The following is a 22,407-nucleotide window of genomic DNA, read 5'->3' as shown; positions in this document are numbered from 1 at the left end:
CGTGGGCACGAGGTGGCTGGGCGTGGGGCTGGCCGCGCTCCTGGCGGTGTTCACGATCGGCCTCGCCCTGACCGGACGCCTCGCGCTGTACATCAACCCGGACTCGGCCTGGTTCGCGGTCGGCATGGCGGTCCTCGTGCTCGTCGGTGCGGCGCTGAGCTTCGCGCTGCCGCTCGGGGCCGAAGCCGACCACGGGCACGACCACGGCGATCATCCCGAGTCCGACACGCACACGCACGAACACGCGCACCCGGCACACCCCGTCGCCTTCGCGGCCACGGTGGCCGGCGGCGTCGCGGCGTCCGGCGTCGTGGTGCTCACGCTGCTCCTGCCGCCGGCGTCGCTGTCGGCCGAGCTCGCGATGTCTCGCGACGTCGGGGCTCCGCCGCTGTTCGCGGGGGCGGATGCCGTCACCCTGGCTTCGACCGGCGACACGGCGTCGTTCGGGGTGGGGGAGTGGGCCACCGTGTTCGCCACCGCGACGAACCCCGACGCGTTCGACGGCGACACCGTGACCCTGACCGGCTTCGTCACTCCCGCCGAGGGGGGGAGCGGATTCGACCTCACCCGTCTGGTGATCACGCACTGCGTGATCGACGCGCAGCCGGCGAGCGTCCCCGTGACCGCGAGCACCGCGGACTTCGACACCGGACAGTGGGTCACGATCACCGGGACGATCCGCTCGACGACGGCCGGGGGCCTGGAGGTCGACGCCACCGCCGTCGACCCGATCGACGAGCCGTCCGACCCGTATGAGTACTGACACGCGCGCCGGCCGTGCGCGCAAGCGGCGCGGGCGGGTGTTCCTCGGCACGTTCGCGATCGTCGCGGCGGCCCTCGCCGCGATCGGGCTCGTCGGCGCGGCCGCCGGCGTCGCGCAGGGGCCGCGGGTCTCGGGCGTGCAGGTGGATCCGGCCGCCGCGGTGGCGGCATCCGGATCACGTCTGATCGTCACCACGTCGCAGTCCCTCGCCGAGGTCGACCCCGCGCAGGTGACCGTCAGTCCCGCGACGCCGTTCACCGTGGACACATCGGGCCGGAGCGTCGGCGTGCGGTTCACGCTGCCGCTCTTCGACGACACCGAGTACACCGTGACCTTCCGGGACATCGAGGGCCGCGGCGGCGGGCCGGCGGCGACGTTCACGCAGACGTTCCAGACGCCGTCGACCCACGTCTACCTGCTGCAGCGGACCTCGAGCGGCGACACGATCTTCCGCACCGACCTCACCGGCGAGGAAGCCGTGCCGGTCTTCCGCAACGACCACATCGAGGACTTCCGCGCGACCTCGAGCCACCTGGTCGTCTCGGTGCTCGACGGCGACGAGTCCGCCCTGATCGTCACGGATCTCGACGGCGGCTCCGAGCGCGAGCTGCCGCTGCCCGGTGACGGCTTCGTCTCGAATCTGCAGAGCGCCGACCGCGGCGAGCTCATCGGCTACACGTTCTCGGACGCCGATCTGGGCGCGGGAGGCGGCCTGGAGAGCGCCCTGTTCACGGCCTCGCTCAAGGAGAGCGAAGCGGATGCCGATCCCACGCCCGTGGCCGTCACCGGCGCCGATGAGCGGGTCGCGGAGTGGCGCTTCGTGCCCGACACCGACAGCATCCTGCTGCTGTCCTTCGACGGATCGCTGCTGCTGACCGGTTCGTCGGGCGAAGGTGCCACCGCGCTCGGCGACGCGCTCGCGATCGAGGGGATCGCGCGCGGTTCGTCCGAGGCGATCGTCGCGCGGTTCGAGGGCATGAAGGTCATCGACCTCGCCGACGCATCCGAGACCGACCTCGTCGCCCCCGACGCCGATCTCGGGCTCCGCGGAGCGATCACGCCGATCCCCGGGGGCGGCACCGTCCGCGTCGGGGCCCCGACGGACGACGCCGGTCTTCCGGTGAGCACGACGGTCGCCGCGGTGGACGCCGACGGGGCCACGACCGAGCTCATGGACCTCCCCGCGGGTGATGTCGTCCTGCAGACGTGCGTGTCGCCGAGCGGTCGGTATGCCGCCGTCCTGGTCGCACCCGACATCGTGCAGAATCCCTACGACCGGTACCGCCTCCCCCTGCCGGGCGAACTCGAGTCGCGGATCGTCGAGATCGGCACCGGCAAGAGCGTCGTCACCCTCGCCGGGTTCGACATGTCCTGGTGCCAGGTGCCGCCCGGATGACCGAGGCACTGCGTCCCGTCACCCGTGCGGATGTCGCCGCGCTGCCGCTCGAGGTCGCCCCGAGGCTTCTCGGCGGAGTCCTGGAGACGCGGGTCGACGGGGTCCGGGTCGCCGTGCGGATCACCGAGGTCGAGGCGTACCACGGACTCGGGACGGGTCCGGTGCCCGACCCCGGCTCTCACGCCCGCATGGGCCCCACCCCGCGCAACGCGACGATGTGGGGCGAACCCGGTCACCTCTACGTGTACTTGAGTCACGGCATCCACTCGTGCGTGAACGTGGTGTGCGGACCGGTGGACGTCGCCGGGGGGATCCTGCTGCGCGCCGGCGAGGTCATCTCGGGGACGGATGCCGCACGTCGGCGCCGCCCGGCGGCGACCCGCGACCGCGACCTCGCGCGCGGCCCCGGTCGCCTGGGCGCCGCGGTGGGATTGCGGCATCCGGTCCACGACGGCATCGACGCCGTGACCGGTCGCGAGCAGGCCGGCGCGACGGCGTGCCTGTCGGTCCCCGTCGTTCCTGTCTCGGAGATCTCCACCGGTCCGAGGGTGGGTGTCGCCGGCCACGCCGGCACGAGCGCCTTTCCGTGGCGCTTCTGGATCGCGGGGGATCCGACCGTCTCGGCGTTCCGGTGGGGGAGGGGAGCGGCGGGTCAGGCCGGGATCGCCCCCGTGCTAGACTGACTCTTTGTCTGCGCGCACTCCAGCACGCAGTTCGTACCCTTCCTCCTTCTGCGGCCCTCATCGGCCGCGTTCGGCGTGGGGGTGCAGACAAGGGATCTTGGGTGGGACCGTCCGGTCCCACGGTATTCAGGAGGAGAGAACCATGGCAGCAGTGTGCCAGGTGACCGGAGCGGTTCCCGGCTTCGGTCACAGCATTTCGCACTCGCACCGCCGGACGAAGCGCCGCTTCGACCCCAACGTGCAGAAGAAGACGTATTACGTGCCGTCGCTGGGCCGCAACATCAAGCTCAACGTCTCGGCCAAGGGCATCAAGGTGATCGACGCACGCGGCATCGAGTCCGTCGTCCGTGACCTGCAGGCGAAGGGTGTGAAGCTCTAATGGCCAAGAAGGCTCAGGACGTCCGTCCGATCATCAAGCTGCGTTCGACCGCGGGCACGGGGTACACCTACGTGACGCGCAAGAACCGCCGCAACAACCCCGACCGCATCGTGCTGAAGAAGTACGACCCGGTCATCCGCAAGCACGTCGACTTCCGAGAGGAGCGCTGATCACATGGCCAAGAAGAGCAAGATCGCGCGCAACGAGCAGCGCAAGGTGGTCGTCGACCGCTACGCGACGAAGCGCGCCGAACTGAAGAAGGCCCTCGTCGACCCGACGAGCACCGACGAGCAGCGCGAGGCCGCTCGTATCGGCCTGCAGAAGCTGCCCCGCAACGCGTCGCCCGTGCGTCTGCGTTCGCGCGACGTCATCGACGGCCGCCCGCGCGGTGTGCTCACGAAGTTCGGCATCTCGCGTGTCCGCTTCCGCGACATGGCGCACCGTGGCGAGCTGCCCGGCGTGACCAAGTCCAGCTGGTAAGCACCCGCTTTCCGCCCGAAGGCCCGGCGTTCCTCGGAACGCCGGGCCTTCGGCATCCCCGGAAGAGCGGGATGCTGTCACACCAGTCACAGGAGTCACATCAGTCACAGCGACACGCCGGTCGGCTACGTCAAGCGGGGCGCAAATCCGCGGAATTCCGCGGAACGTGGGTATATTCGGGACCGGTCTACACGACCAGCCGGAGGCATCCGTCTCCGGTCCGAGCAATGACAGGCGGCATCCTCGCCGCCTCGGAGGACAACCACATGGCTGACAAGTCCATCACCAAGACCGAACTCGTCGCGAGCATCGCCAGCGCGACGGGCCAGAGCCAGGCCGCTGTGTCGGGTGTGCTCGACTCCCTCTTCTCCACGGTCTCCGAGGCCGTCGCCAAGGGCAGCAAGGTCTCGATCCCGGGTTGGATCTCGTTCGAGCAGGTCGAGACCTCCGCTCGCACGGGCCGCAACCCCCAGACCGGCGCCGAGATCAAGATCCCGGCCGGCAAGCGCGTCAAGGTCACCGCGGGTTCGAAGCTCAAGGCCGCCGTCAAGTAATCCGACGTTCTTCCAGAAGGGGGATGCCGCACCCGCGGCATCCCCCTTCTGCATGCCCGCCGCCCACTCGGCTCTCGGGTCCGCGCTCAGGCCGGGAGCCTAGGCTGGACGGGTGACCTCCACCCCGACTCTCCGCGAGGCCGGCGCGCGCCGCGGACTGCCGGCGGACCGGGCCACGGCACTGCGCATCGCCGGACCGGCGATCCTCGCGGTCGCGGCCGTCGCGGCCCTGATCTGGGGCCTCATCGTCGGCGGTGGCGCCGCGCCGCTCGTGATCGGCGATCCGGGTCCGCTCGTGCGCTGGGGTCTGCCGACCGCGACGCTCGCGGTCAACCTCTCCGCCGCCGGCATGGTGGGCGCGCTCGTGGTCGCTCTGTTCAGCCTCAGGGCCGGCGACCGGTCATTCGACGCGGCGCTGGACACGGCATCCGTCTCCGCGGCGATCTTCACGCTCGCCGCGGCGACCACGGGCTTCTTCACGTTCATCAACGCGTTCAATCCGGCGGTCGGCCTCGGCCCCGAGTTCGGCGCCCAGCTCGGACGGTTCCTCGTCGAGACCGAGGGCGGTCGCACCTGGCTGCTCACCGCGATCGCCGGCGCCGCGATCACGGTGCTCGCGTTCGCCGTGCGCTCGTGGACGCCGACCCTGTTCGTGGCGATCCTCGCGATCGCGGCCATGGTGCCGATGGGCACGCAAGGCCACTCGGGTGAGGAGGCGAACCACAACGCCGCCGTCATGGCGATCATCCTGCACATCATCGCCGCCGCCGTCTGGCTCGGCGGGCTCGTGCTGCTCGTCGTGATCCGCCCGATCCTCGAGCGCGAGCACGGCCGCGACGGCATCGCCGCAGCGCTCTCGCGGTACTCCAGCATCGCTCTCGCCGCGTTCGTCGTCGTCGCGGTGTCGGGAACCGTGCGGGCGAGCATCGGCGTCGGCGCCTGGGAGAACCTGGCCTCGCCGTACGGCGCGATCCTGCTGGTCAAGGTGGGCGCGCTCATCGCCCTCGGCATCCTCGGCGCCTGGTACCGCAAGCGCATGATCGGCCGGCTCGCGGCGGCGGATGCCGCCTCGCGGCTCTTCTGGGGACTCGTCGTGCTCGAGCTGGCGTTCATGGGGATCGCGAGCGGCGCCGCCGCGGCGCTCGGTCGCACCGCGCCCCCGACGACCTCCGCGCTTCCGGAAGTGCGAACCCCCGCCGAGTACCTGACCGGTGCGGCGCTGCCTCCCGAGCTCACGCTCGAACGCTGGTTCACGTCGTGGAACGTCGACCTGCTGTGGGCGTTCGCCGCCGGATTCGGGATCTTCCTCTATCTCGCGGGCGTATGGAGGCTGCGCCGCCGCGGCGACGCGTGGCCTCTCTTCCGCACGATCCTGTGGGTCGCCGGTCTCGCCCTGCTGTTCTGGGTGACATGCGGCCCCGTGAACGCGTACCAGGACTACCTGTTCAGCGTGCACATGGTCGGACACATGCTGCTGACGATGGCGATCCCGCTGCTCCTGGTGGCCGGGGCGCCCGTCACGCTGGCAGCGCGCGCGATCCACAAGCGCACCGACGGCACGCGCGGCGGCCGCGAGTGGATCCTGTGGGCCGTGCACTCCCCGGTCGCCCGTGTCCTTACCAACCCGTTCGTCGCGGCGGGCCTGTTCGTCGGGTCGCTGTGGGTCTTCTACTTCACCGACCTGTTCCGGTGGTCGCTCTACGACCACCTCGGGCACGAATGGATGACCGCGCACTTCCTCATCACGGGATACCTGTTCGTGCTGACCCTGATCGGCATCGACCCGGTGCCGTACCGGCTGCCGTACGCCGGACGCCTCGTGCTCCTGATCGCGGTCATGGCGATCCACGCGTTCTTCGGCATCGCGATCATGAGCCAGTCCGGTCTCATGGTCGCCGAGTGGTTCGGCGCGATGGGCAGGATGTGGGGGCCGACCCCGCTCGAGGACCAGTACATCGGCGGCGGCGTCGCCTGGTCGATCGGCGAACTCCCCACCCTCATCCTCGCGGTGACCGTCGCGATCCAGTGGAGCCGCAGCGACGACCGCGCGCAGAAGCGGGCGGACCGCCACGCCGACCGCACCGGCGATGCCGAGCTGGAGGCCTACAACGCCCAGCTCGCGGCGCTCGCGGAGCGAGACGCGCAGGACGCGCAACGTCGGTAGCCCCCGACCTCAGCTGGGTCCGCCGATCGTGATCGACGCCGTGCCGTCGGGGAGGACGGCGATCGTCCCGGTCACGAGGAACGGCACGTCTTCGGAGACATCCTCCACCGAGCCGTCGAAGAGCGAGCGGATGCCGACATCGATGTGCGCGACCGCCTCGGCAGGCGGGATCCGCCAGTCGGCACCCTCGGGCACGACCGTCACAATCGGCTGGGTGAGGATCGACCACACCGGCGGCTCGGTGATGCGGTCCTGCACGACGTAGCCGAACGGGCACGCCGTGGGCTGCAGCACCTGCTGGGTCGCGCACGCGGTGAGGTACTCCTCGACCCGCTGCTGCACGATCGCGACGAACTCCGGCGTGGGCTGGGCCTGCAGATCGACCGGGACCTTCGCGAGCGGGCTGTCGGAGAGGACGGCGACGCCCGGGGTGGCGGAGATCGGACTGTCGACCGAGACGGAGTAGATGCCCGGCGAGAAGACGAGGAGCGACACGGGAGCAGAGGGGTCGGCATCCGTCCCCTCCGGGGAGACCTGGCGCTTGTCCAGCGCGAAGCCGTTCACCTCGAACGTCATCGAGCCCTTCACTGCGACGTCCATGAGCGCAAGGGGGCTGCGCGCGAACGTCCAGGTCGGGGCGACGCCGATCCATCCGTCGCGGGCGACTTCGAACGTCGTCGACCCGGCGTAGGCGCCCGCGCGGTAGGTGGTGGTGATCAGGACCGTGCCGTCCTCGCGGACCGTTTCCGGACCGATCTGCACGTCGGTCAGCGTCGCGAGAGCCGCGGAGCGCAGCAGGGCGTCGGATGCCGATGCCGGCAGCCCGGCGGCTTCGAGCTCGGCCGAGTCCACGGCGACGCCCGGAACGGTCAACGCGTCGGCGGCGTGGCCGGCGGAGAGGAGATCGAGGTAGCGCTGGACGAAGGCGGTGGGGCTGTAGAACTCGCGGTAGATCGCGGCGGCACCGGCCGAGATCGCGGCGATCAGCAGCACACCGATGATCGCGAGCAGGGTCAGATCGACGCCGAGGCGGCGGCGTCCGTTCGTCGTCTGCACGCCCCCAGTCTAAGAAGGCCGGCTGCGACGATCACGGATGCCGTCATCCGCCGTCGCGCGGGGACTGTGCACGGCGTGCCCCCGTGCGGCGGCGGGTCGTTAGCATGAATCAGTGAACACGCCGCCGCTCTCCGCCGAGCAGGAGGCTCTTTTCCGCCTGATCGAGGACACCCGCGAGCACGTGTTCGTCACGGGCCGCGCCGGCACCGGCAAGTCCACGCTCCTGCAGCACCTCGCCTGGAACACGTCGAAGCAGATCGCGGTCTGCGCGCCGACCGGCGTGGCCGCCCTCAACGTGGAGGGGCAGACGATCCACTCGCTGTTCCGCCTGCCGATCGGACTGATCGCGAACGGGCAGATCGATCAGACCGACGCGACGCGCAAGATCCTCAACGCGATCGACACGCTCGTGATCGACGAGATCTCGATGGTCAACGCCGACTTGATGGACGGTATCGACCGGTCGCTGCGGCAGGCGCGCGGGCGTCGTGCCGAGCCTTTCGGCGGCGTGCAGATCGTCATGTTCGGCGATCCGTATCAGCTCGCGCCGGTGCCGCCGCGGGGGGACGAGGCGCGCTACATCAGCGACCACTACCGGTCGTTCTGGTTCTTCGACGCGAAAGTGTGGGTCGGCAGCGTCGGCGGCGACGGGCTGATGGACATCGGCGCGTACGGGGCCGACCTCAACATCCGCGAACTCGTGGACATCCACCGGCAGGCGGACCCGGCGTTCAAGGCGATGCTCAACGCCGTGCGCTACGGACGCGTGACGGCCGACATCGCGCAGATCCTGAACGACACCGGGGCCCGCACACCGCCCGACCCCGCCGACGGGGAACACCCCGTGATCACGCTCGCGACCCGCAACGACATCGTCAACAGCATCAACCGGAGGCACCTGGGCGAACTGGTCGGGCGCGAGCAGACCGCGTCGGCCGAGATCAGCGGTGACTTCGGGCGCGGGGACGCGTCCTACCCGGCCGATGTCGACCTCAAGCTCAAGGTCGGCGCCCAGGTCATGTTCCTGCGCAACGACACCGGATCCTTCGGCGAGCCGCCGCGCTGGGTCAACGGGACGATCGGAACGGTCGTGCGGATCGCCGGCGGAACGGTGCGGGTCGAGGTCGACGGGCAGCAGTTCGACGTCGAACCGGCGGTGTGGGAGAGATTCCGCTACGCCTACGACCCCGGCTCCAAGCAGCTCACCCGCGAGATCGTGGCCGAATTCACCCAGTTCCCCCTCCGCCTCGCGTGGGCCGTGACGATCCACAAGAGCCAGGGCAAGACGTACGACCGCGCCGTCGTCGACCTCGGGTCGGGCGCGTTCGCCCCCGGACAGACCTATGTCGCGCTCTCCCGACTCACCTCGCTCGACGGCCTCTACCTCAGCAGGCCGCTGCGCCCGAGCGACATCCGCGTCGACCCCGACGTGCAGCGCTTCATGGCCGGCGTCCACGCCTCGGCGTCGTGACGGCCCGCCGCAGGCTGAAAGCTCGCATACACCACGGCGGGCAGTGAGGGAAGCGCGGCATCCGTGTGTTTGAATTCAATGCAGCTATCTGGGGGTGAAGGATGCGGGTTCGACCCACACGAGGACGTGTCGCGCTCGCCGTCGCGGCGATCGCCGCGCTCACCCTGTCGATCGCGGGCTGCACCGCCGATGAGAAGGTGACGCTCGATCTGCCGCCCCAGGTCGATGCCGCCTTCCCCGAGGAGACGGCGCAGCAGCTGCAGGACGCGATCGCTCAGGCGATGACGGCATCGGGCTCCTCGGGCGCGATCGTGGGGGTCTGGGCGCCGTGGAGCGGGTCGCTCGTCACCGGCGTCGGCGTCGAATCGGCGACGAGTTCGAAGCCGGTCACCGACGACATGCAGTTCCGGGCGGCGCAGGTCACGCGGGCCATGACGTGCGACGTGCTGTACTCCGTCGCCGATGAAGGTCTCGTGCGGCTGAAGGACCCGGTGTCGAAGTGGGTTTCGGGCTTCCCCGACCTCTCGGATGTGACCCTCGGCGAGCTGTGCGACGGAACGTCCGGCATCGGGTCGTACAGCAGCCAGCTCTCCGGCCTGTTCCTGGCCAACCCGGCGCGGGTGTGGAACCCGCGCGAGCTCGCGAGCTATGGCGTCGGCCAGCCTCGTCAAGGCGAGCCGGGTGCCGCCTACCGTGACTCCGATGCCGGCTACGTGCTTCTCGGCCTCGCGCTCGAGCGCGCGACCGGCAAGAGCGCCGCGCAGCTTCTGCAGGACTACGTGGCCGAGCCGTTGGATCTGACCGCGACGCGGCTGCCCGGCGGGAAGGCCGCCGCCCCCTCGCCGTCGGGGCCCGTGCTGAAGGGTCACCACTCCTCGCCCGGCGCGGACGGGGCGATGAACTGCACCGAGCCGACGGACATCACGACGCTGTCCGCGAGCATCGGCTACACCGATGCCGGCGTGGTCACCGACATCCGCGACCTCGGCCGGTACGCGCAGGCGCTCGCGACCGGCGCGCTGCTGCCGGAGGGCGTCGACCGCATCGAGAACCCGCTGCCGGTCTACGGCGGGGCGCCGTCCTGGTACACGGCGGACGGCGGAACGCTGCAGGCCGGCACACTCATCGGGCAGTTCGGCTCGGTGCCCGGCTATGCCACCGCCGCGTTCTCCGACCCGTCGTCGGGCCTGACCGTCGCGGTCGTGCTGAACAATTCCGGTGGTGGCGGCGGCTTCGCCGAATACCTCGCGTGGGAGCTCGCGGCGATCGCCTCGAAGGCGCCCGCCTCCGGCGGCGCGACCGCGCCCGACGCGGGGCTCCCGTGGACCGCTCAGCAGTACCACGACCAGATCGCCGCCGCCGCGATCTGCGCCGCGCCCGCGGCGTGACCTCGCGGCGGTGACCATCCGCTCGGGGACGACGCCCGCGATCGCGCTCGTCGTGGTGGGCCTGGCCTGCCAAGAGGTCGGGGCAGCGCTCGCGGTCCTGCTCTTCCCCGAGGTCGGCCCGCTCGGCATGGTGATGCTGCGGCTCGTCTTCTCCGCGGTCCTCCTGTTTCTCATCGCCCGGCCCGGTCTGCGTGGACACACGCGCGACGGCTGGCTCGCCGTGCTCGGCTTCGGCCTGGTCCTCGCGCTCATGAACGCTCTGTTCTACCTCGCGCTCGCCCGTCTTCCGCTCGGAGTGACCGTCACGATCGAAGTGCTCGGTCCGCTCGTGCTCTCGATCGTCGCGAGCAAGCGGCGCTCGGCGTGGCTGTGGGCGCTCCTGGCCTTTGCGGGAGTCGTCGCGCTCGCCGGCGGTGGCTGGGACCGGCTCGATCCGCTCGGCGTCCTCTTCGCCCTGGGTGCCGCGGCGAGCTGGGCGTTCTACATCCTCGCCTCCGCCCGGGTCGGGCGTGAGTTCCGCGGACTCGACGGCCTCGCCCTCGCGATGACCGCCGGAGCGCTCATCGCGCTGCCGTTCGGCATCCTCACCGCCGGATCCGCGCTCCTGCGCCCCGACCTGCTCGCGCTCGGCGCGGCGGTCGCGGTGCTGTCCTCCACGATCCCGTACGCGCTCGAGCTCATCGCCCTGCGGCGACTGCCGGCCGCGGTGTTCGCGATCCTGATGAGCCTGTCACCGGCGACCGCGGCCCTGGCGGGCTGGCTGCTGCTGCGTCAGGACCTGACGTTGCTGGAGGTCTGCGGGATCGCGCTCGTGATCACGGCGAGCATCGGCGCGGTGCGGGCCTCGTCGCGCGCGGCGGCGCGGCAGCAGGAGCCGCTCGCGTAGCCGGCTCAGTCGAAGCGGCTCGTCGCGAGGCGGTAGAGGGCCAGGGCGAGCGAGAGACGCACCTTCCCGCGCGGGGAGCGGATGTCGAAGCCGAGGACGTCGGAGTACTGACCTGCGCGGGCCTGGACGGTCGAGTGGTGGAGACCCGTCTCGACGCTTGCCGCGCGGAGGCTCTCGGTCGTGGCGATCGCATCGAGCAGCGCGGCAGCACCGGGGTGCGCGGCGACGAGATCGGACAGCGCCGCGGCGTCCGGCATCGTGTGCGGTGCCTCGTCCGCGACCCGTGCCAGCGGGAGCAGCGCACCGAGCTCGGCGGCGTCGACGACGGGTTCGCGCGGCGAGGACAGACGCAGCGCGACGAGCGCGGACGCCCACGATTCGGGCAGCGAAGCGGGCGCGGTCGGGATGCCGATCCCCGTGCGCGGCTGCCGCTGTCTCTTGTCCCCGTCGCGCGCGTCGTCGCAGTCGGCCGTGCCGTCGCTGTCGGCGGCGAGCATGGCGCGCACCGGACCGTAGGGGGTTCCGACCACGACGACGGGCACTCGGCCGGTGGGGACGGCGGGATCGGCATCCGGAGTCGCGACGATGCGGTAGCGCGCCCGCACGTCCACGTGGAGCCGCTTCGCGGCATCCGAGCGGGCCTCCGCGGAAGCCTGGTCGTCGATGATCGTCTGAAGGGCGCGGCGGGACGCCGCTGCCGGGGACGTGCGCTCGTAGGCGATCCCCGCGGCGATCGCGAGGCGCTCGAGGATCATCTCATCGTTCGCGTGCGCGGGGCCCGTCCGCTCGATCCAGACGAAGCCGCCGTCCTCTAACGAGCGCGACGGCCATTCGCCGGGGGGAGCCACCGCGCGGGTGCCGGTGGCGTCGACACGCATGGTCTTGCCGCCGACCGTCTGTCCCGCGGCACAGCCGCTCAGGATCGCGGCGCCCCGCAGCAGCACTTCGGTGGTGGCATGGCCGTTGACGAGCGCGTCGAAGTACGCGATGACCTTGAGTGTTTCGGTGGCCTCGGCGTCAACCGCTGTGAGGCGCCCTACGAGTTCCTGCATCTTCGCCGCCGCCTCGAGTGGACTTCTGCCCCACCCTAGCCCGAGGCGGGTGGGGCAGAAGGGGGCTCACACGCCGAGGGTACGGCGGAGCCAGTCCAGGCGCGCCGCGCGGGCGCGGAGCGACAGGGCCGCCTGGGGGGCCATCGCGTCGAAGCCGTGGAAGCCGCCCGGCCAGACGTGCAGTTCGGCGATGCCGCCCTGCTCCCAGATCCTCACGGCGTAGGCGACGTCCTCGTCGCGGAACACCTCGGCGCTCGCGACATCGATGAAGGCGGGCGGCAGGTTCGTGAGGTCGGTCGCGCGTGCCGGGGCGGCGTAGATCGAGACGGCATCCGTCTTGCGGCGGTCGCCGAGCAGGGCGTCCCAGCCGGTGTCGTTGCTGCCGCGATCCCACACGCCGAACCCGTCGACCTGGTGGCTGGACGCCGTCTCGTTGCGGTCGTCGAGCATCGGGTAGATGAGCAGCTGTCCGGCCAGCGCAGGTCCGCCGAGGTCGCGCGCCGTGAGGGTGACGCCCGCGGCGAGCCCGCCGCCGGCGCTGGCGCCGCCGATCACGATCCGGTCCGGGTCGATACCGAGCTCGTCGGCGTGCGCCGCGGTCCACACCAGACCCGCGTAGCAGTCGTCCACGGGCGCGGGGTCGGGGTTCTCCGGCGCGAGCCGGTACTCGACCGACACCACGACGGCATCGAGCTCCACGACCCAGTTCAGGTACTCCTCGGCGCCGGTGAAGCGGTCGCCGAGGATCATCCCGCCGCCGTGGGTGTGGAAGATGCCCGGGCCCGGCGCGACGTGGTCGGTGCGCGTGAAGATCGACAGCGTGATGTCGGGTGCACCAGCGGGACCGGGCACGCGGCGCTCCTCGTGCCGGATCGGTCGATCGCCGATGAGCTCGTCGATCGGCGTCGCGAGCAGACCGCCCTGGCGCATCGGCGCGATCATCTCCGGCGTGAGCGTCGGGGGAAGCATCTCGCCGAGCGCGGCCAGGACCGCGCCGAGCTCCACGTCGAACGGCGGAGCGGGGTGGGTGTGCGTCATGTGGACCTCCGTTGGTCGGGGGTCACGGCGTCGTGACCTGACTCCATGATCGGCTCGGCGAGGGGTGGGGTGAACCGCCACGGGGGCGCAGATCCGGTTCGCGGTGCCGCCAGGTGGCGGGTTGCCGCTCAGGTGCAACGCGATGCGAGGCCCGCATCCGTCGTCGTGATCTCGTCGACCACTGCGACGGCCGCCGGCCAGAAGCGCGCGTAGTGCTGAGGATCGTCGTTGACCTGCGTGCGGTGGGCGACGAGCGTCGGCTCGAGAGCGTCGCGCTCGGGCTGGGGGACGCTCTCGGCCATCGCGTTGTAGAACAGGGTGGCGGCGGTCGGCGGATCTAAGCGCTGCTCGCGCGTTCCCCAGTCGTCCTGCTGCTGGAAGAGGCCGATCGACGTGGTCGGTGAGCCGTCGGGATTGCGGACGCCGCTGGTCTCCCAGTCGCCGTAGGGGAGGTTGCGGAGCGACGACTCGCCCATCGCGGTCATGACGGCGATCGTCTGGTCCCGGGTCGACATGCCCAGACCCGCGCCCACCGAGATGATCGTGGACGCGTTGCACAGCTGCTCGGCGTCGAACGCGGCCACCGGACCGGTCGACCGGGCCCCATCTGAGAACGCGCCGCCGATGAGCGCGACGAGAGCGGCGATCAGCACGGCGACGATCGCCGTCCCCACCAGGCTCGCACGGCGCGTCATCCCGCCATCGTGTCACCGGTCGCTGGGAGGGGCGTGGGCGTGCCTGGCTCGCGGCACGCCGTCGTCCTCGCGGCACGTGGTGCCCGGGGGGCCGGGAGGCGCGGCGCGGGCCGAGAGACCCTGGGGGCGGTGGGGCCCGCCCGGGGCGGATCGTTTCGGACGGCATCACCACGAATGCCCCGCTGCACCGACTTCGTCGGCACATCGGGGCATTGGAGGGGATGACGGGAATCGAACCCGCGCTATCAGCTTGGGAAGCTGTATCCCCGCTAGGCATTCATGCGATAAAACCGCGGCATTACAGGGATGAGTGCTGCGTTTGGTGGCGCGGTATACACATTGGTGTACACATAGCTGTGGCGTGATGTGCAATCGCCGCAAGCCGCCGGTCCGCGCGATTCATGCCCTCTAGCGGCCTCCGTAGTGCGCCTCGCATGCGGAAGAGCCCTGGACTCTTCGCGATCGGAATGTCAACGCCATGGGCCGACGCGTGGTCCGTGCTTGGCGTTCATCTGCGCAGTCGAGATCGTCGAGCTGCGTTACGAAACGGGCAAATGTCCCGGGTGAGTGGGCAGGGCTTCGACGAATCGTTCGAGTTCCGACACAGCGTAAAGAGGCTTCGTGCCAGAAAAATGAGGCGTGATTTCGCCCAGACGGACGTGGTGCCGTAGTCGCGACGGACTGATACCAAGAGCGGCCGCGGCGGTCGCATGGTCGACGGCCACGATAGTCGGAGCGGACACTGGCGTGCTCAGAACGCTAGTCATCGGCCGGCCTCCCTACGTTCGACTGCATACCTTCGAGTCGACCCGCGCTGCGGGCTTGTCCGATCCAGTACGACGCCGTTCGTTCGGGGATGCCGAGTTCGAGGGCGATCAGTTTCGCGGGTGGTGTGTCGGAGAGGGCAGATGTGCCGTAGAGGATCTCGATGACGTCCCACCGCGCATCCTTCACGCCGCGGCGTGTGACGGCGTCTGCCATCCACGGCGGAATGATTCGCCCCTCGCTGGTGGTGAGGTCGGCCACGCTGATCCAGGGGGAGTCGGTCGTGTCTTCGAGGCGCACGGTGATGCAGTGAGGGACGGCTGCCCGCACGATGGCTTGCGGCGCGGTGTGCAGAAGTCGGTAGTCATCGAAGTCGTCGCGGACGGCACGGTTCAGGACCGTGACGACGATGTATCGCCCGCGTTCGGAGTTGTAGCGGGCTTCGAGGGTCGTTTCGACACCGGTCTCGTCTCCGCTTGAGGTGGCGAGGAAGCCGGGAGCGATCCGCAGAGAGGCGCCCAGAGGCTGGGAGATCGCGGAGGAGGTCATGGGCTGGCCGTCGATGGTCTTCACGTCTACCCTCACCTCTCCATTTTGCGTTACTCAGTCCGTGTTCTGCAGAATGTCTTGACTCTCAATCTTGCTTAGGCGTTTACTTCTGTCAAGGTCCAATCAAGATCTGCAATTCGGAAGAGCGGGAGTTCGGCATGAAGATGATCGCGGTGGCGAACCAGAAAGGTGGCGTCGGGAAGACGACGGTCACGATGCAGCTTGGTGCGGCGCTGTCCCGACGCCACCGGGTGCTGGTGGTGGACGTGGATCGTCAGCAGTCGACGGTGTGGTGGGCGGAGAACATGCGGGACCGGCTGCCGTTCGATTTCGCCGGTAGTCAGAACCCCCAGATGCTGAGCCGTCTGCACGAGTTGCGGATCGAGTATGACTTCGTTCTCGTGGACACGCCGGGAAGCCTCGAGGACACCGCGGTCCTAGAGACCGTGCTGGACGCGGCCGACTTCGCGGTGATCCCGATGACGCCGGAGCCGCTGGCGGTGGAGCCGACACTGCGGACGATCGGCCGGCTGATCGATCCCCGGCACCTCCGCCACGCCGTGCTGCTGAACCGGATCGATGCGCGGAACCCCGCACAGCTGCACCGGTGGCAGGAACTCCTGGACACCACCCTCGGCATCCCTCGCTTCGACACGTACTTGCGGCAGTACAAAGCCCACGCCGACGCCCCCATCCTGGGCCAGCTGGTCACGACGTTCCGCGACAACCAACGCACCGCCGGAACGATCGGCGACGTTACCCGTGTGGGCTACGAGATGACCGCTCAGTTCGCCCCGGCAACCGCGGCGAGGATGTTCCGATGAGCAGGATCGATCTTGCCGGCAGTCTTAAGGACGCCCGCGCCCGCGCGAATGCTGACACACCCGATGTGCAGCGCGATCTGCCGAAGTTTGCTCGCCTGGAGCGCAAGGACACCCGGATTCGGGCCGATCAGACGGCCGCGCTGACCGCCCTCGCGAAGACGCTGATGCGCCGGCGCAGGGTGAGGACGGAACGGATCACGGAGAACACGCTGATCCGCGTTGCGATCGACCTGCTCCTCGCGCACGCGGACCGGCTGCATGGGTCCAGCGAACACGAACTCCGGAAGTCCGCGATCGCCGCAGTTCCGCCGTGGACTTCCGGACTACCGGGCTCCGCAACGTCGGATGTGCCTGAGCCCGGGACTCCCGAACTCCCGCACCACCGAGCTTCCGACCACGCGGATAAGAGTGCGTGGTGAACGCCGAGGACGCGGACGACGCCGCCGGGAAGGGATCGGGAGTTGAGCCGGGTGTCGCGCGGCGAGAGGCGATGAGACGGTGGCGGGAACAGAACGCGGACCGTGTCCGGGCGTACCGGAAGCAGTGGCGTGCCGAGCATCCCGAACGTCACAGAGAATTGAACCGGGAGACACAGAAGCGTGCGCGAGAGCGCGAGCAGCAAAGGCGCCGGACGAGGGAGCGTCAGCGGGCGTACTACGAGGCCAATGCGGAGAAGCGCCGAGCCAACACGCGGCAGTGGCGCGCGGCGCGGATGGCGGAGGACCCCGAGGGATTTCGCGCTGCGGAGACGGCTCGGCGCCGTGAATGGTGGGCGAGCCGTCCTCCGGAGGTTCGGGCAAGGATTGCGCGGGAGGCGCGGGACAAGGCATTCCCTGAAGACACCCGTGAGCGCGGCAGGGATTACTACCACCGCAACGCGGACCGACTCAACACGGAGCGCCGTGCGTTCCTCAAGGAGCACCCGGAGAAGCGCCGCGAGTACCAGTACCGGTGGCTGGAAAAGAATCGCAAACGTGAAGCGGCCGGCCTGCCCGTGCCCGCCCGGCACCGCACGACCAAGCAGGAACGCCAGTCCAACCATGCCGTCGCGGATGAGTTCTTCCTCCGCCAATACACCGCTGCGCAGATCCAGGGGATGCGAAACGGACCTCCCACCCCGCCGGCCCTGATCGCCGCCTTCCACCGGGACAGCGCACGGGCTCGGGCAGCCCACCAACTCGCCGAGGACACTCTCCTCCAGTACAGGCTCGCCGAGGAGCTCAAGACGCGGCAACCCACCGCTGAAGAGCAGAGATGGTTGATCAGGCGTGAACGGCAGGCAGAACATGAGCGCCGACAGGCGGAGGACGCACGCCTCGACGAGATCGGCCGTGCCGTGAACGAACGACTCCGGCACGCGGGCAACGTCCGCCGCGCGCATCACAAAGACCCGGCGGCACCGCACCCGATGCTGCACAACCCGAACGGACCAGGACTGAACCGATGACCCGCACCGCCCACCCTGCAGGCGCCATGATGGGAGCCACCATGATCGATCGCACCGACACCGAAGCAACCCTCTACCGGGTGGCCGTGTCCGCGTTCACCTACTACCCCGGCAAAGAGGACACCGAGACCGGATACCGGGTGGACGAGGACATCGACTGGTGCGCCGCACCGCTTCGAAACCTGCCGCCCGAGCTCCTCACCCAGATTCGCGAGAGAATCCGAACGGTCATCACCGACCCTCTCGCCGACCGTCGCGCCTTCATCGACGACCTTGGGGCCCTCGCCAGCACCTGAAGGATGTCGCAGCCAACCGTCACACTGGTTGTCGAAGGGGCGGAGGTGATCCCGATGAGTGAGCTATCGATGCTCGTTGTCGTCGTGAGTTCTGTCGCCGCGGTGCTCTTGCTGCCGACGCTCGCGGTCTGCGTGGTACGCGGGCGGCTCGCCGCCAGCCTCCGTCTGCTGTCAGCGATCGCAGTCCTCACCGTTGTCGGTTTCGTGGCGGCAACGTTGTCCGCGGACCCAACGAGCTACCTCGCCACGCTGTAGACGAGAGCGGTTGCGAGCCGTCGGCGTGCTACGCGTCGATCGAGTCCTAGGAGGCCCTGAGCGCGCGCTGGACGGCGCTCGTGCTGACCCCGAGCACACGGGCAATGTGACTGAACGACCGGTCATGGTTACGCAGTTCACGAGCGATCGCGATTCGCTCTTCGGTCATCACCGACGGTCGTCCCGGATGCCGCCCCTGCGCGGACGCCGACACCATCCCGGCACGAGTTTCCACGCCTCGCAGGCGCCGCTGCAGGTGCTGTAACGCGAGCAACACCTCACCTGGACCGGCCGGGATTTCCGCGGTCGTGCACAGTGCCGGCTCGGACAGTGACCGGAACACCACCCCGCGGTCAGTCAAGTCCGCAACCGTGCTGACGAGGTGAGCCAGATTGGGGGAGAGTCGGTCAGAGCTGACCACAAGCAGCTCATCGCGCCGGGCCAGTGATGCGAGACACTGGGCGAGTCCCGGCCGGTCTCTGGGCTTGTCTGACGCCACATCGGTGAACACCTGCACCGCCCCCGCGCGCTCCAGCTCTGCAACATCGCCGGCCGCACCCGCGCCGTCGATCTCGCGGGTGTACCCAACGATCCGGCTCACCGGTCCAGCCCTGCGCGGTTCGGACTGACAGGAGCCACGGACGGCGCGGCGATGTCTCCGGGACGCTCGATCGCGAGCCCGCGCCGGAGAAGAACGAGGTCCGCGGCGACGTTCCGTTCGATCCCCGCCGCAGCGATCGATCCCGCGGGCACCGGTAGGGCCGGAATCACCTCCCGCAGGGCGACTTCATGGAGCTCGACCAGCGCCACCACCACCGGCCGAGGTAGATTACGTCGGGACTTCGCGAAGTCAGTCACCCGCCGAAGCTCACTCAGCCACTGCGCCGCCTCCAGGCTCGACCGCCGTCCAGATTCGGCAACCCCCACAGCGTCCCTGACGCCTGGAAAACCTGTCTCCGGAACTTCACCGGGCACGTCGAAAACCGATGCACCGCTGTGCCCGAAGACCGAGACGCGACCCACCGCACTGGGCTGCTCCAAAGCAGCCGCCAGCCCGTATAAACCATCTCGGTCACGGTCCACCGCGTCGCGACCGGCAAACACGCTCGCGATGCCGGCTCGCAATTCTGAAAGGTGCCGGGACACGGCCGCAAGGACGCTGTCTGACCGACGTGCCGCGCACAACACCACCCTGACTTCGAACCCGTCATCGCGGAACCGCCGAGCAAGCCCCAGCGTCGCCTGCGACGTGAAGGACCCCTCCAGCAGAATCGAGCGGCGATGCTCACGCGCGAAAGCCAGACTGGAACGCACCCACTCCGCGGCAGCGGCTTGCACGACCTGCATCGCGTCAGGGCCCGGGTTGGCGGCCGCGGGGTGCATCGCGCGGAGCTCGTCGCCATTGATGACGGCGATATCCCGCCCGTGCTCCGCGACCAGCCGTCCCGTGGCTGCCGCGGTCGTCACCCCCGCCGGTCGGCGCACCAGGACCAGCGCTGGCGTAGTAGCGACGGCGGCACGCATCGGAAAGAGCAGCGACATCACGTCCGCTGATGACGGAGCGGCCGTCGATTCCACAACGTTCGTTGAGTCCGCCATCTCAACCGCTCAGTTCCGCTATTCGCGCACGGAAACGAGAGGCGAGCGCATCGATCGCCCGCCTATCGAACCCGTCGACGCTCACCGCATCGCGGCGGATCCCCGCCAATTCCTCCGCTCGGGCGTCGGCCGACTTTCCGTCGCCCGAAGGCACGCGCAAGAGCAGCCCGCACAGCCGCGCGGCGTCGGCACGCATCTGGTCGTACGCGGTCGCGTCGCTCACGCGCCACGCGCTCACCTGCGCCACATCGGCCTCCCCGCTGGAAGTCTAACGAGGTGAACCGAAATGGTGAGACCACAATTTCGACACAGGTCTCTTGCTGGCCGCACAACATGCGCGGGGAGCCACGCAAGATGCGCACGCGCAGGTGTCCGCGCAAGGGGGTGTGCTCCGACGGCAAGAGGATAGCGGCCGGCGCCTGCTCCGTTCCCGGCGATCGCTATTTGCAGACTCCGCTCTCCGCTTCGCTTCGAGCTGCGCTTAGCAACCACTCCCTCCGGGCACTACGCAGACCCCGCCCACTCGATGGCTGATTGTCGAAGCGATGCCCCATCATGAGCCGGATTAGGCATCGAGGATTCTGGCCGCTTGGGAGTTGGAGTGCCGCGACCTCGACCGTTGCGTTCGCCGCCGCCGTCGGCCATGATGAGCCCGTCAGCGACGACAGAAGGGGCAGAAGCATGGCCGGGAAGTACGAGCTCTACACCGATGCCAGTGGCAAGTATCGATTCCGCCTGAAAGCCGCTAATGGCCAGATCATCGCTTCCAGCGAGGCGTACGAGTCCAAAGCGTCAGCTCAACACGGCATCGCATCCGTCAAAGCAAACGCCGACTCAGAGACCGTCGACCTCACCTGATGCGGCGGCGGACGACCTCAGCTCGTCTCCCGCCCGCCTCGACGGTACGGAACCGATAACGACTATCCGGCATGCCCGGCACACAAAACCGGACCCGCCCGCGTTGTACAGAACACTCCCACACTCCACGCAACGCGGTTGCTGCGCGTCATCGAGAAAGTCCACGCGAAGATCGTACGTCGTCGACCTTGAACCCCGCCGCTCGACTATTCAAGCGAGCAGGGTAACTCGCCGCGACGCAGGCATCCGTATAACGCCAGCCGAAACTGCGGCCTCGCTCGGGGCCAACCGCCCCCACAGCACTGTTCTCCATCGATCCCAGGGCGGCGAGTCACGCCCCTACGCGGTCGATCTCGGGTGCAACCTGGGTGAGAGGGAGCGATTGTGAATATCGAGGTCTACGACGTCAGCAAAGAACGCGTCGATCTCGGCGACCACATCACACTCCCGAGATCCTGGAGCGCACGAGTAGCCGGTGAGCACGGCGTGCCCGGCACGATAACGGCGCGAGTCGAATGGGACCCGGCTCTCAGCCGCACCGCGGTCGTCTCTCTCGGTGTCGAGCGCGAATCCGAGGGTTTAGAGATTTCTAGCCGCATCCTCCGCGAAGTTCGGGCGCATTCGATAATGTCGGCATCCGCCCTAGAGGTTGTCACCATCGACGTCGGCGAGGACCCCACCCACGAACGAATGCACGTACACGAATTCCTGGCGCGCATGCAGGCGGAGCAGGTCGACACGATGCTTGCCGCGACCGCGATTTACCGCGTCGCTACCGCAGCGAGCTACCCGCCACTGAAGCTCGTCGCCGAAACTCTCAAAGTCAGCAGAAGCACCGCGACACGACTCATGAGCCGTGCCCGCGACGTCGGCCTCGCGGGGAACCCTCACGCAAGGGCGCCACGCCCAGGGAGCACCGTCTCCGCGATCAAATAAAGCTGTTGCGTGTATACGGGTTTCCCCCTCCGCTTACTGTTCATCCCTCAGTCCGCTTGGACCCAACAGCTGATCCGTAAGGGGCGCCTCAAGGCGAACGCTTGGCGGGCGGGTCTTGCGGGACTCACCTACTTCCGGGCGGGCCGCGGGCCTGTGCGGGTCGATCCATCTGCGCCAGAGAACCGCTCAGCGACCGTTCATCGCGCGCGCAGGACCGACGTCTTGCCAACGCAATGCTCTCGAAGCCTCCGCGGGGGAGAGGTCGGGTATGTGATCCGGGAGGTACGTTTCTCGTCATGGATTCGAATCGCCGCTACTGGAGAGTCGCCGCAATCTGCGGCCTCGCGTTTGTGGCCTTGGCGGCGACCGGCTGCGGTGAGCGAGCACCCGAGTCGCGGCCGCAGCCGCCCGCCCAATGGGATGGGTCGGACATTTCGCAGCCCCCCGAGCCTGAGGATCGAGCCATGTCGCTGCTGCTCCTTCCCGACGGGAAGGCAACCCTCGTGAACGTACCGGGGGGACAGTGGACGCGGACGGACAGCGGAATCTGCTGGAACGAGACGGATGAGGTCTACTCCGGAGACGCTACCTGGACCTTCTTTGCGGAACAGGGCATCGAGGTCAAGTTCGAGGACTCCGAGGTGATCTTCTGGGCTTGGCCAGGGAAGTTCGGCAGTTACGACTGGAGTGAGTTGCGGATGTTCAGCTGCTCTGGAGACAAGGAGTGGGGGATGGCGCTCTCGTGCGGCTCGGCGGGGCTTGACGATCTTCCGCCATGCAAGCGGTCCTGACCGCTGAGGGCACGACACCAAGGTCTCGCAACGGGACCGGCTTGCGGGTCGACGACCCAATCTTGATCTGTGGGTGTTGGAC

The 22,407-nt window shown here is 69.1% G+C and carries 27 protein-coding genes; 19 read left to right on the top strand and 8 right to left on the bottom strand.

What is annotated here, in order from left to right:
• Nucleotide 1: 1 nt before the first annotated feature.
• The 8 genes from ABD197_RS01180 to ABD197_RS01145 all read left to right on the top strand — a co-directional run bounded on the left by ABD197_RS01180 (nt 2) and on the right by ABD197_RS01145 (nt 6,419).
• Nucleotides 2-763 carry a TIGR03943 family putative permease subunit gene (locus tag ABD197_RS01180; RefSeq protein ID WP_344050751.1) on the top strand — a complete coding sequence of 254 codons (762 nt, stop codon included), beginning with the start codon at nt 2-4 and terminating at the stop codon, nt 761-763.
• Nucleotides 753-2,159, top strand: coding sequence for a hypothetical protein (locus tag ABD197_RS01175; protein WP_344050749.1), 1,407 nt, complete (start codon nt 753-755; stop codon nt 2,157-2,159). The genes ABD197_RS01180 and ABD197_RS01175 overlap by 11 nt, the downstream gene beginning before the upstream one ends.
• Nucleotides 2,156-2,842: a DNA-3-methyladenine glycosylase gene (locus ABD197_RS01170; protein ID WP_344050747.1), complete on the top strand. Its 687-nt coding sequence runs from the start codon at nt 2,156-2,158 to the stop codon at nt 2,840-2,842. The genes ABD197_RS01175 and ABD197_RS01170 overlap by 4 nt, the downstream gene beginning before the upstream one ends.
• Before the next feature lie 142 nt (nt 2,843-2,984).
• Nucleotides 2,985-3,221, top strand: coding sequence for a 50S ribosomal protein L28 (rpmB, locus tag ABD197_RS01165; protein WP_344050745.1), 237 nt, complete (start codon nt 2,985-2,987; stop codon nt 3,219-3,221).
• Complete coding sequence (rpmG, locus tag ABD197_RS01160; protein ID WP_018173550.1) at nt 3,221-3,391, top strand: 50S ribosomal protein L33; 171 nt, start codon at nt 3,221-3,223, stop codon at nt 3,389-3,391. Before rpmB ends, rpmG begins: the two co-directional genes overlap by 1 nt.
• Before the next feature lie 4 nt (nt 3,392-3,395).
• A complete protein-coding gene (gene rpsN / locus ABD197_RS01155; RefSeq protein ID WP_344050743.1) occupies nt 3,396-3,701 on the top strand; it encodes a 30S ribosomal protein S14 in 306 nt (101 codons plus the stop codon).
• A 266-nt stretch (nt 3,702-3,967) separates the two neighbouring features.
• Entirely contained in the window at nt 3,968-4,255 is a 288-nt protein-coding gene (locus ABD197_RS01150; protein ID WP_344050741.1) for an HU family DNA-binding protein, read from the top strand.
• 157 nt (nt 4,256-4,412) lie between these two features.
• The gene (locus ABD197_RS01145; protein WP_425561025.1) at nt 4,413-6,419 is read left to right on the top strand and encodes a bifunctional copper resistance protein CopD/cytochrome c oxidase assembly protein; all 2,007 of its coding nucleotides are present in this window, start codon (nt 4,413-4,415) and stop codon (nt 6,417-6,419) included.
• Between the two features lie 9 nt (nt 6,420-6,428).
• Here ABD197_RS01145 and ABD197_RS01140 read toward each other — a convergent pair whose 3' ends face one another.
• A complete protein-coding gene (locus ABD197_RS01140) occupies nt 6,429-7,475 on the bottom strand; it encodes a BTB/POZ domain-containing protein (RefSeq protein ID WP_344050739.1) in 1,047 nt (348 codons plus the stop codon).
• Between the two features lie 112 nt (nt 7,476-7,587).
• Between ABD197_RS01140 and ABD197_RS01135 the strand changes: the two genes are divergently transcribed.
• From ABD197_RS01135 to ABD197_RS01125, 3 genes are all read left to right on the top strand, one after another.
• A complete protein-coding gene (locus ABD197_RS01135) occupies nt 7,588-8,946 on the top strand; it encodes an ATP-dependent DNA helicase (protein WP_344050737.1) in 1,359 nt (452 codons plus the stop codon).
• A 101-nt stretch (nt 8,947-9,047) separates the two neighbouring features.
• Nucleotides 9,048-10,334 (top strand): serine hydrolase domain-containing protein, encoded by a 1,287-nt coding sequence (locus ABD197_RS01130; RefSeq protein WP_344050735.1) that lies wholly within the window; start codon nt 9,048-9,050, stop codon nt 10,332-10,334.
• 10 nt (nt 10,335-10,344) lie between these two features.
• Complete coding sequence (locus ABD197_RS01125; RefSeq protein WP_344050733.1) at nt 10,345-11,220, top strand: EamA family transporter; 876 nt, start codon at nt 10,345-10,347, stop codon at nt 11,218-11,220.
• A 5-nt stretch (nt 11,221-11,225) separates the two neighbouring features.
• On the opposite strand, the gene ABD197_RS01120 is transcribed toward ABD197_RS01125, so the two are convergent.
• The 4 genes from ABD197_RS01120 to ABD197_RS01105 all read right to left on the bottom strand — a co-directional run bounded on the left by ABD197_RS01120 (nt 11,226) and on the right by ABD197_RS01105 (nt 15,343).
• Nucleotides 11,226-12,272, bottom strand: coding sequence for a helix-turn-helix domain-containing protein (locus ABD197_RS01120; RefSeq protein WP_344050731.1), 1,047 nt, complete (start codon nt 12,270-12,272; stop codon nt 11,226-11,228).
• A gap of 66 nt (nt 12,273-12,338) precedes the next feature.
• Nucleotides 12,339-13,310 carry an alpha/beta hydrolase gene (locus tag ABD197_RS01115; protein ID WP_344050729.1) on the bottom strand — a complete coding sequence of 324 codons (972 nt, stop codon included), beginning with the start codon at nt 13,308-13,310 and terminating at the stop codon, nt 12,339-12,341.
• A gap of 128 nt (nt 13,311-13,438) precedes the next feature.
• The gene (locus ABD197_RS01110) at nt 13,439-14,005 is read right to left on the bottom strand and encodes a peptidase M23 (RefSeq protein WP_344050727.1); all 567 of its coding nucleotides are present in this window, start codon (nt 14,003-14,005) and stop codon (nt 13,439-13,441) included.
• Nucleotides 14,006-14,764: 759 nt separating this feature from the next.
• A complete protein-coding gene (locus ABD197_RS01105; RefSeq protein WP_344050725.1) occupies nt 14,765-15,343 on the bottom strand; it encodes a hypothetical protein in 579 nt (192 codons plus the stop codon).
• A 134-nt stretch (nt 15,344-15,477) separates the two neighbouring features.
• Between ABD197_RS01105 and ABD197_RS01100 the strand changes: the two genes are divergently transcribed.
• From ABD197_RS01100 to ABD197_RS01080, 5 genes are read left to right on the top strand one after another with little or no spacing between them, the layout of a single operon-like run.
• A complete protein-coding gene (locus ABD197_RS01100) occupies nt 15,478-16,143 on the top strand; it encodes an AAA family ATPase (RefSeq protein ID WP_344050723.1) in 666 nt (221 codons plus the stop codon).
• On the top strand, nt 16,140-16,562 hold the full coding sequence (locus tag ABD197_RS01095) for a hypothetical protein (protein WP_344050721.1): 423 nt from the start codon (nt 16,140-16,142) through the stop codon (nt 16,560-16,562). The genes ABD197_RS01100 and ABD197_RS01095 overlap by 4 nt, the downstream gene beginning before the upstream one ends.
• Entirely contained in the window at nt 16,559-17,590 is a 1,032-nt protein-coding gene (locus tag ABD197_RS01090) for a hypothetical protein (RefSeq protein ID WP_344050719.1), read from the top strand. Before ABD197_RS01095 ends, ABD197_RS01090 begins: the two co-directional genes overlap by 4 nt.
• Nucleotides 17,587-17,886: a hypothetical protein gene (locus ABD197_RS01085; RefSeq protein WP_344050716.1), complete on the top strand. Its 300-nt coding sequence runs from the start codon at nt 17,587-17,589 to the stop codon at nt 17,884-17,886. Before ABD197_RS01090 ends, ABD197_RS01085 begins: the two co-directional genes overlap by 4 nt.
• 3 nt (nt 17,887-17,889) lie before the next feature.
• Nucleotides 17,890-18,141, top strand: coding sequence for a hypothetical protein (locus ABD197_RS01080; RefSeq protein WP_344050714.1), 252 nt, complete (start codon nt 17,890-17,892; stop codon nt 18,139-18,141).
• Between the two features lie 46 nt (nt 18,142-18,187).
• Here the strand turns inward: ABD197_RS01080 and ABD197_RS01075 are convergent, their stop codons facing one another.
• From ABD197_RS01075 to ABD197_RS01065, 3 genes are read right to left on the bottom strand one after another with little or no spacing between them, the layout of a single operon-like run.
• Complete coding sequence (locus ABD197_RS01075; RefSeq protein ID WP_344050712.1) at nt 18,188-18,742, bottom strand: recombinase family protein; 555 nt, start codon at nt 18,740-18,742, stop codon at nt 18,188-18,190.
• Complete coding sequence (locus tag ABD197_RS01070) at nt 18,739-19,740, bottom strand: zeta toxin family protein (protein WP_344050710.1); 1,002 nt, start codon at nt 19,738-19,740, stop codon at nt 18,739-18,741. Before ABD197_RS01070 ends, ABD197_RS01075 begins: the two co-directional genes overlap by 4 nt.
• Nucleotide 19,741: 1 nt before the next feature.
• Nucleotides 19,742-19,987, bottom strand: a complete 246-nt coding sequence (locus tag ABD197_RS01065) for a hypothetical protein (RefSeq protein ID WP_344050709.1) — start codon at nt 19,985-19,987, stop codon at nt 19,742-19,744.
• A 434-nt stretch (nt 19,988-20,421) separates the two neighbouring features.
• Here ABD197_RS01065 and ABD197_RS01060 point away from each other — a divergent pair, with 434 nt between their 5' ends.
• The 3 genes from ABD197_RS01060 (at nt 20,422) to ABD197_RS01050 (ending at nt 22,325) form a co-directional block, all read left to right on the top strand.
• Nucleotides 20,422-20,598, top strand: coding sequence for a YegP family protein (locus tag ABD197_RS01060; RefSeq protein ID WP_344050707.1), 177 nt, complete (start codon nt 20,422-20,424; stop codon nt 20,596-20,598).
• A gap of 384 nt (nt 20,599-20,982) precedes the next feature.
• Nucleotides 20,983-21,534, top strand: coding sequence for a hypothetical protein (locus ABD197_RS01055; protein WP_344050705.1), 552 nt, complete (start codon nt 20,983-20,985; stop codon nt 21,532-21,534).
• Nucleotides 21,535-21,998: 464 nt separating this feature from the next.
• Entirely contained in the window at nt 21,999-22,325 is a 327-nt protein-coding gene (locus ABD197_RS01050) for a hypothetical protein (RefSeq protein WP_344050703.1), read from the top strand.
• Nucleotides 22,326-22,407: the final 82 nt, after the last annotated feature.

The sequence above is a fragment of the Microbacterium lacus genome (genome assembly GCF_039531105.1).
In the GTDB taxonomy this organism is placed as follows: domain Bacteria; phylum Actinomycetota; class Actinomycetes; order Actinomycetales; family Microbacteriaceae; genus Microbacterium; species Microbacterium lacus.
This window is presented reverse-complemented; position numbering and strand designations above follow the sequence as displayed.

Coding starts and splice junctions, on each gene's coding strand:
- ABD197_RS01175 (WP_344050749.1), top strand. CDS start 753: ATGAGTACTGACACGCGCGCCGGCCGTGCGCGCAAGCGGCGCGGGCGG.
- ABD197_RS01170 (WP_344050747.1), top strand. CDS start 2,156: ATGACCGAGGCACTGCGTCCCGTCACCCGTGCGGATGTCGCCGCGCTG.
- rpmB (WP_344050745.1), top strand. CDS start 2,985: ATGGCAGCAGTGTGCCAGGTGACCGGAGCGGTTCCCGGCTTCGGTCAC.
- rpmG (WP_018173550.1), top strand. CDS start 3,221: ATGGCCAAGAAGGCTCAGGACGTCCGTCCGATCATCAAGCTGCGTTCG.
- rpsN (WP_344050743.1), top strand. CDS start 3,396: ATGGCCAAGAAGAGCAAGATCGCGCGCAACGAGCAGCGCAAGGTGGTC.
- ABD197_RS01150 (WP_344050741.1), top strand. CDS start 3,968: ATGGCTGACAAGTCCATCACCAAGACCGAACTCGTCGCGAGCATCGCC.
- ABD197_RS01130 (WP_344050735.1), top strand. CDS start 9,048: ATGCGGGTTCGACCCACACGAGGACGTGTCGCGCTCGCCGTCGCGGCG.
- ABD197_RS01120 (WP_344050731.1), bottom strand. CDS start 12,272: ATGCAGGAACTCGTAGGGCGCCTCACAGCGGTTGACGCCGAGGCCACC.
- ABD197_RS01115 (WP_344050729.1), bottom strand. CDS start 13,310: ATGACGCACACCCACCCCGCTCCGCCGTTCGACGTGGAGCTCGGCGCG.
- ABD197_RS01110 (WP_344050727.1), bottom strand. CDS start 14,005: ATGACGCGCCGTGCGAGCCTGGTGGGGACGGCGATCGTCGCCGTGCTG.
- ABD197_RS01100 (WP_344050723.1), top strand. CDS start 15,478: ATGAAGATGATCGCGGTGGCGAACCAGAAAGGTGGCGTCGGGAAGACG.
- ABD197_RS01095 (WP_344050721.1), top strand. CDS start 16,140: ATGAGCAGGATCGATCTTGCCGGCAGTCTTAAGGACGCCCGCGCCCGC.
- ABD197_RS01085 (WP_344050716.1), top strand. CDS start 17,587: ATGACCCGCACCGCCCACCCTGCAGGCGCCATGATGGGAGCCACCATG.
- ABD197_RS01080 (WP_344050714.1), top strand. CDS start 17,890: ATGTCGCAGCCAACCGTCACACTGGTTGTCGAAGGGGCGGAGGTGATC.
- ABD197_RS01070 (WP_344050710.1), bottom strand. CDS start 19,740: ATGGCGGACTCAACGAACGTTGTGGAATCGACGGCCGCTCCGTCATCA.
- ABD197_RS01060 (WP_344050707.1), top strand. CDS start 20,422: ATGGCCGGGAAGTACGAGCTCTACACCGATGCCAGTGGCAAGTATCGA.
- ABD197_RS01050 (WP_344050703.1), top strand. CDS start 21,999: ATGTCGCTGCTGCTCCTTCCCGACGGGAAGGCAACCCTCGTGAACGTA.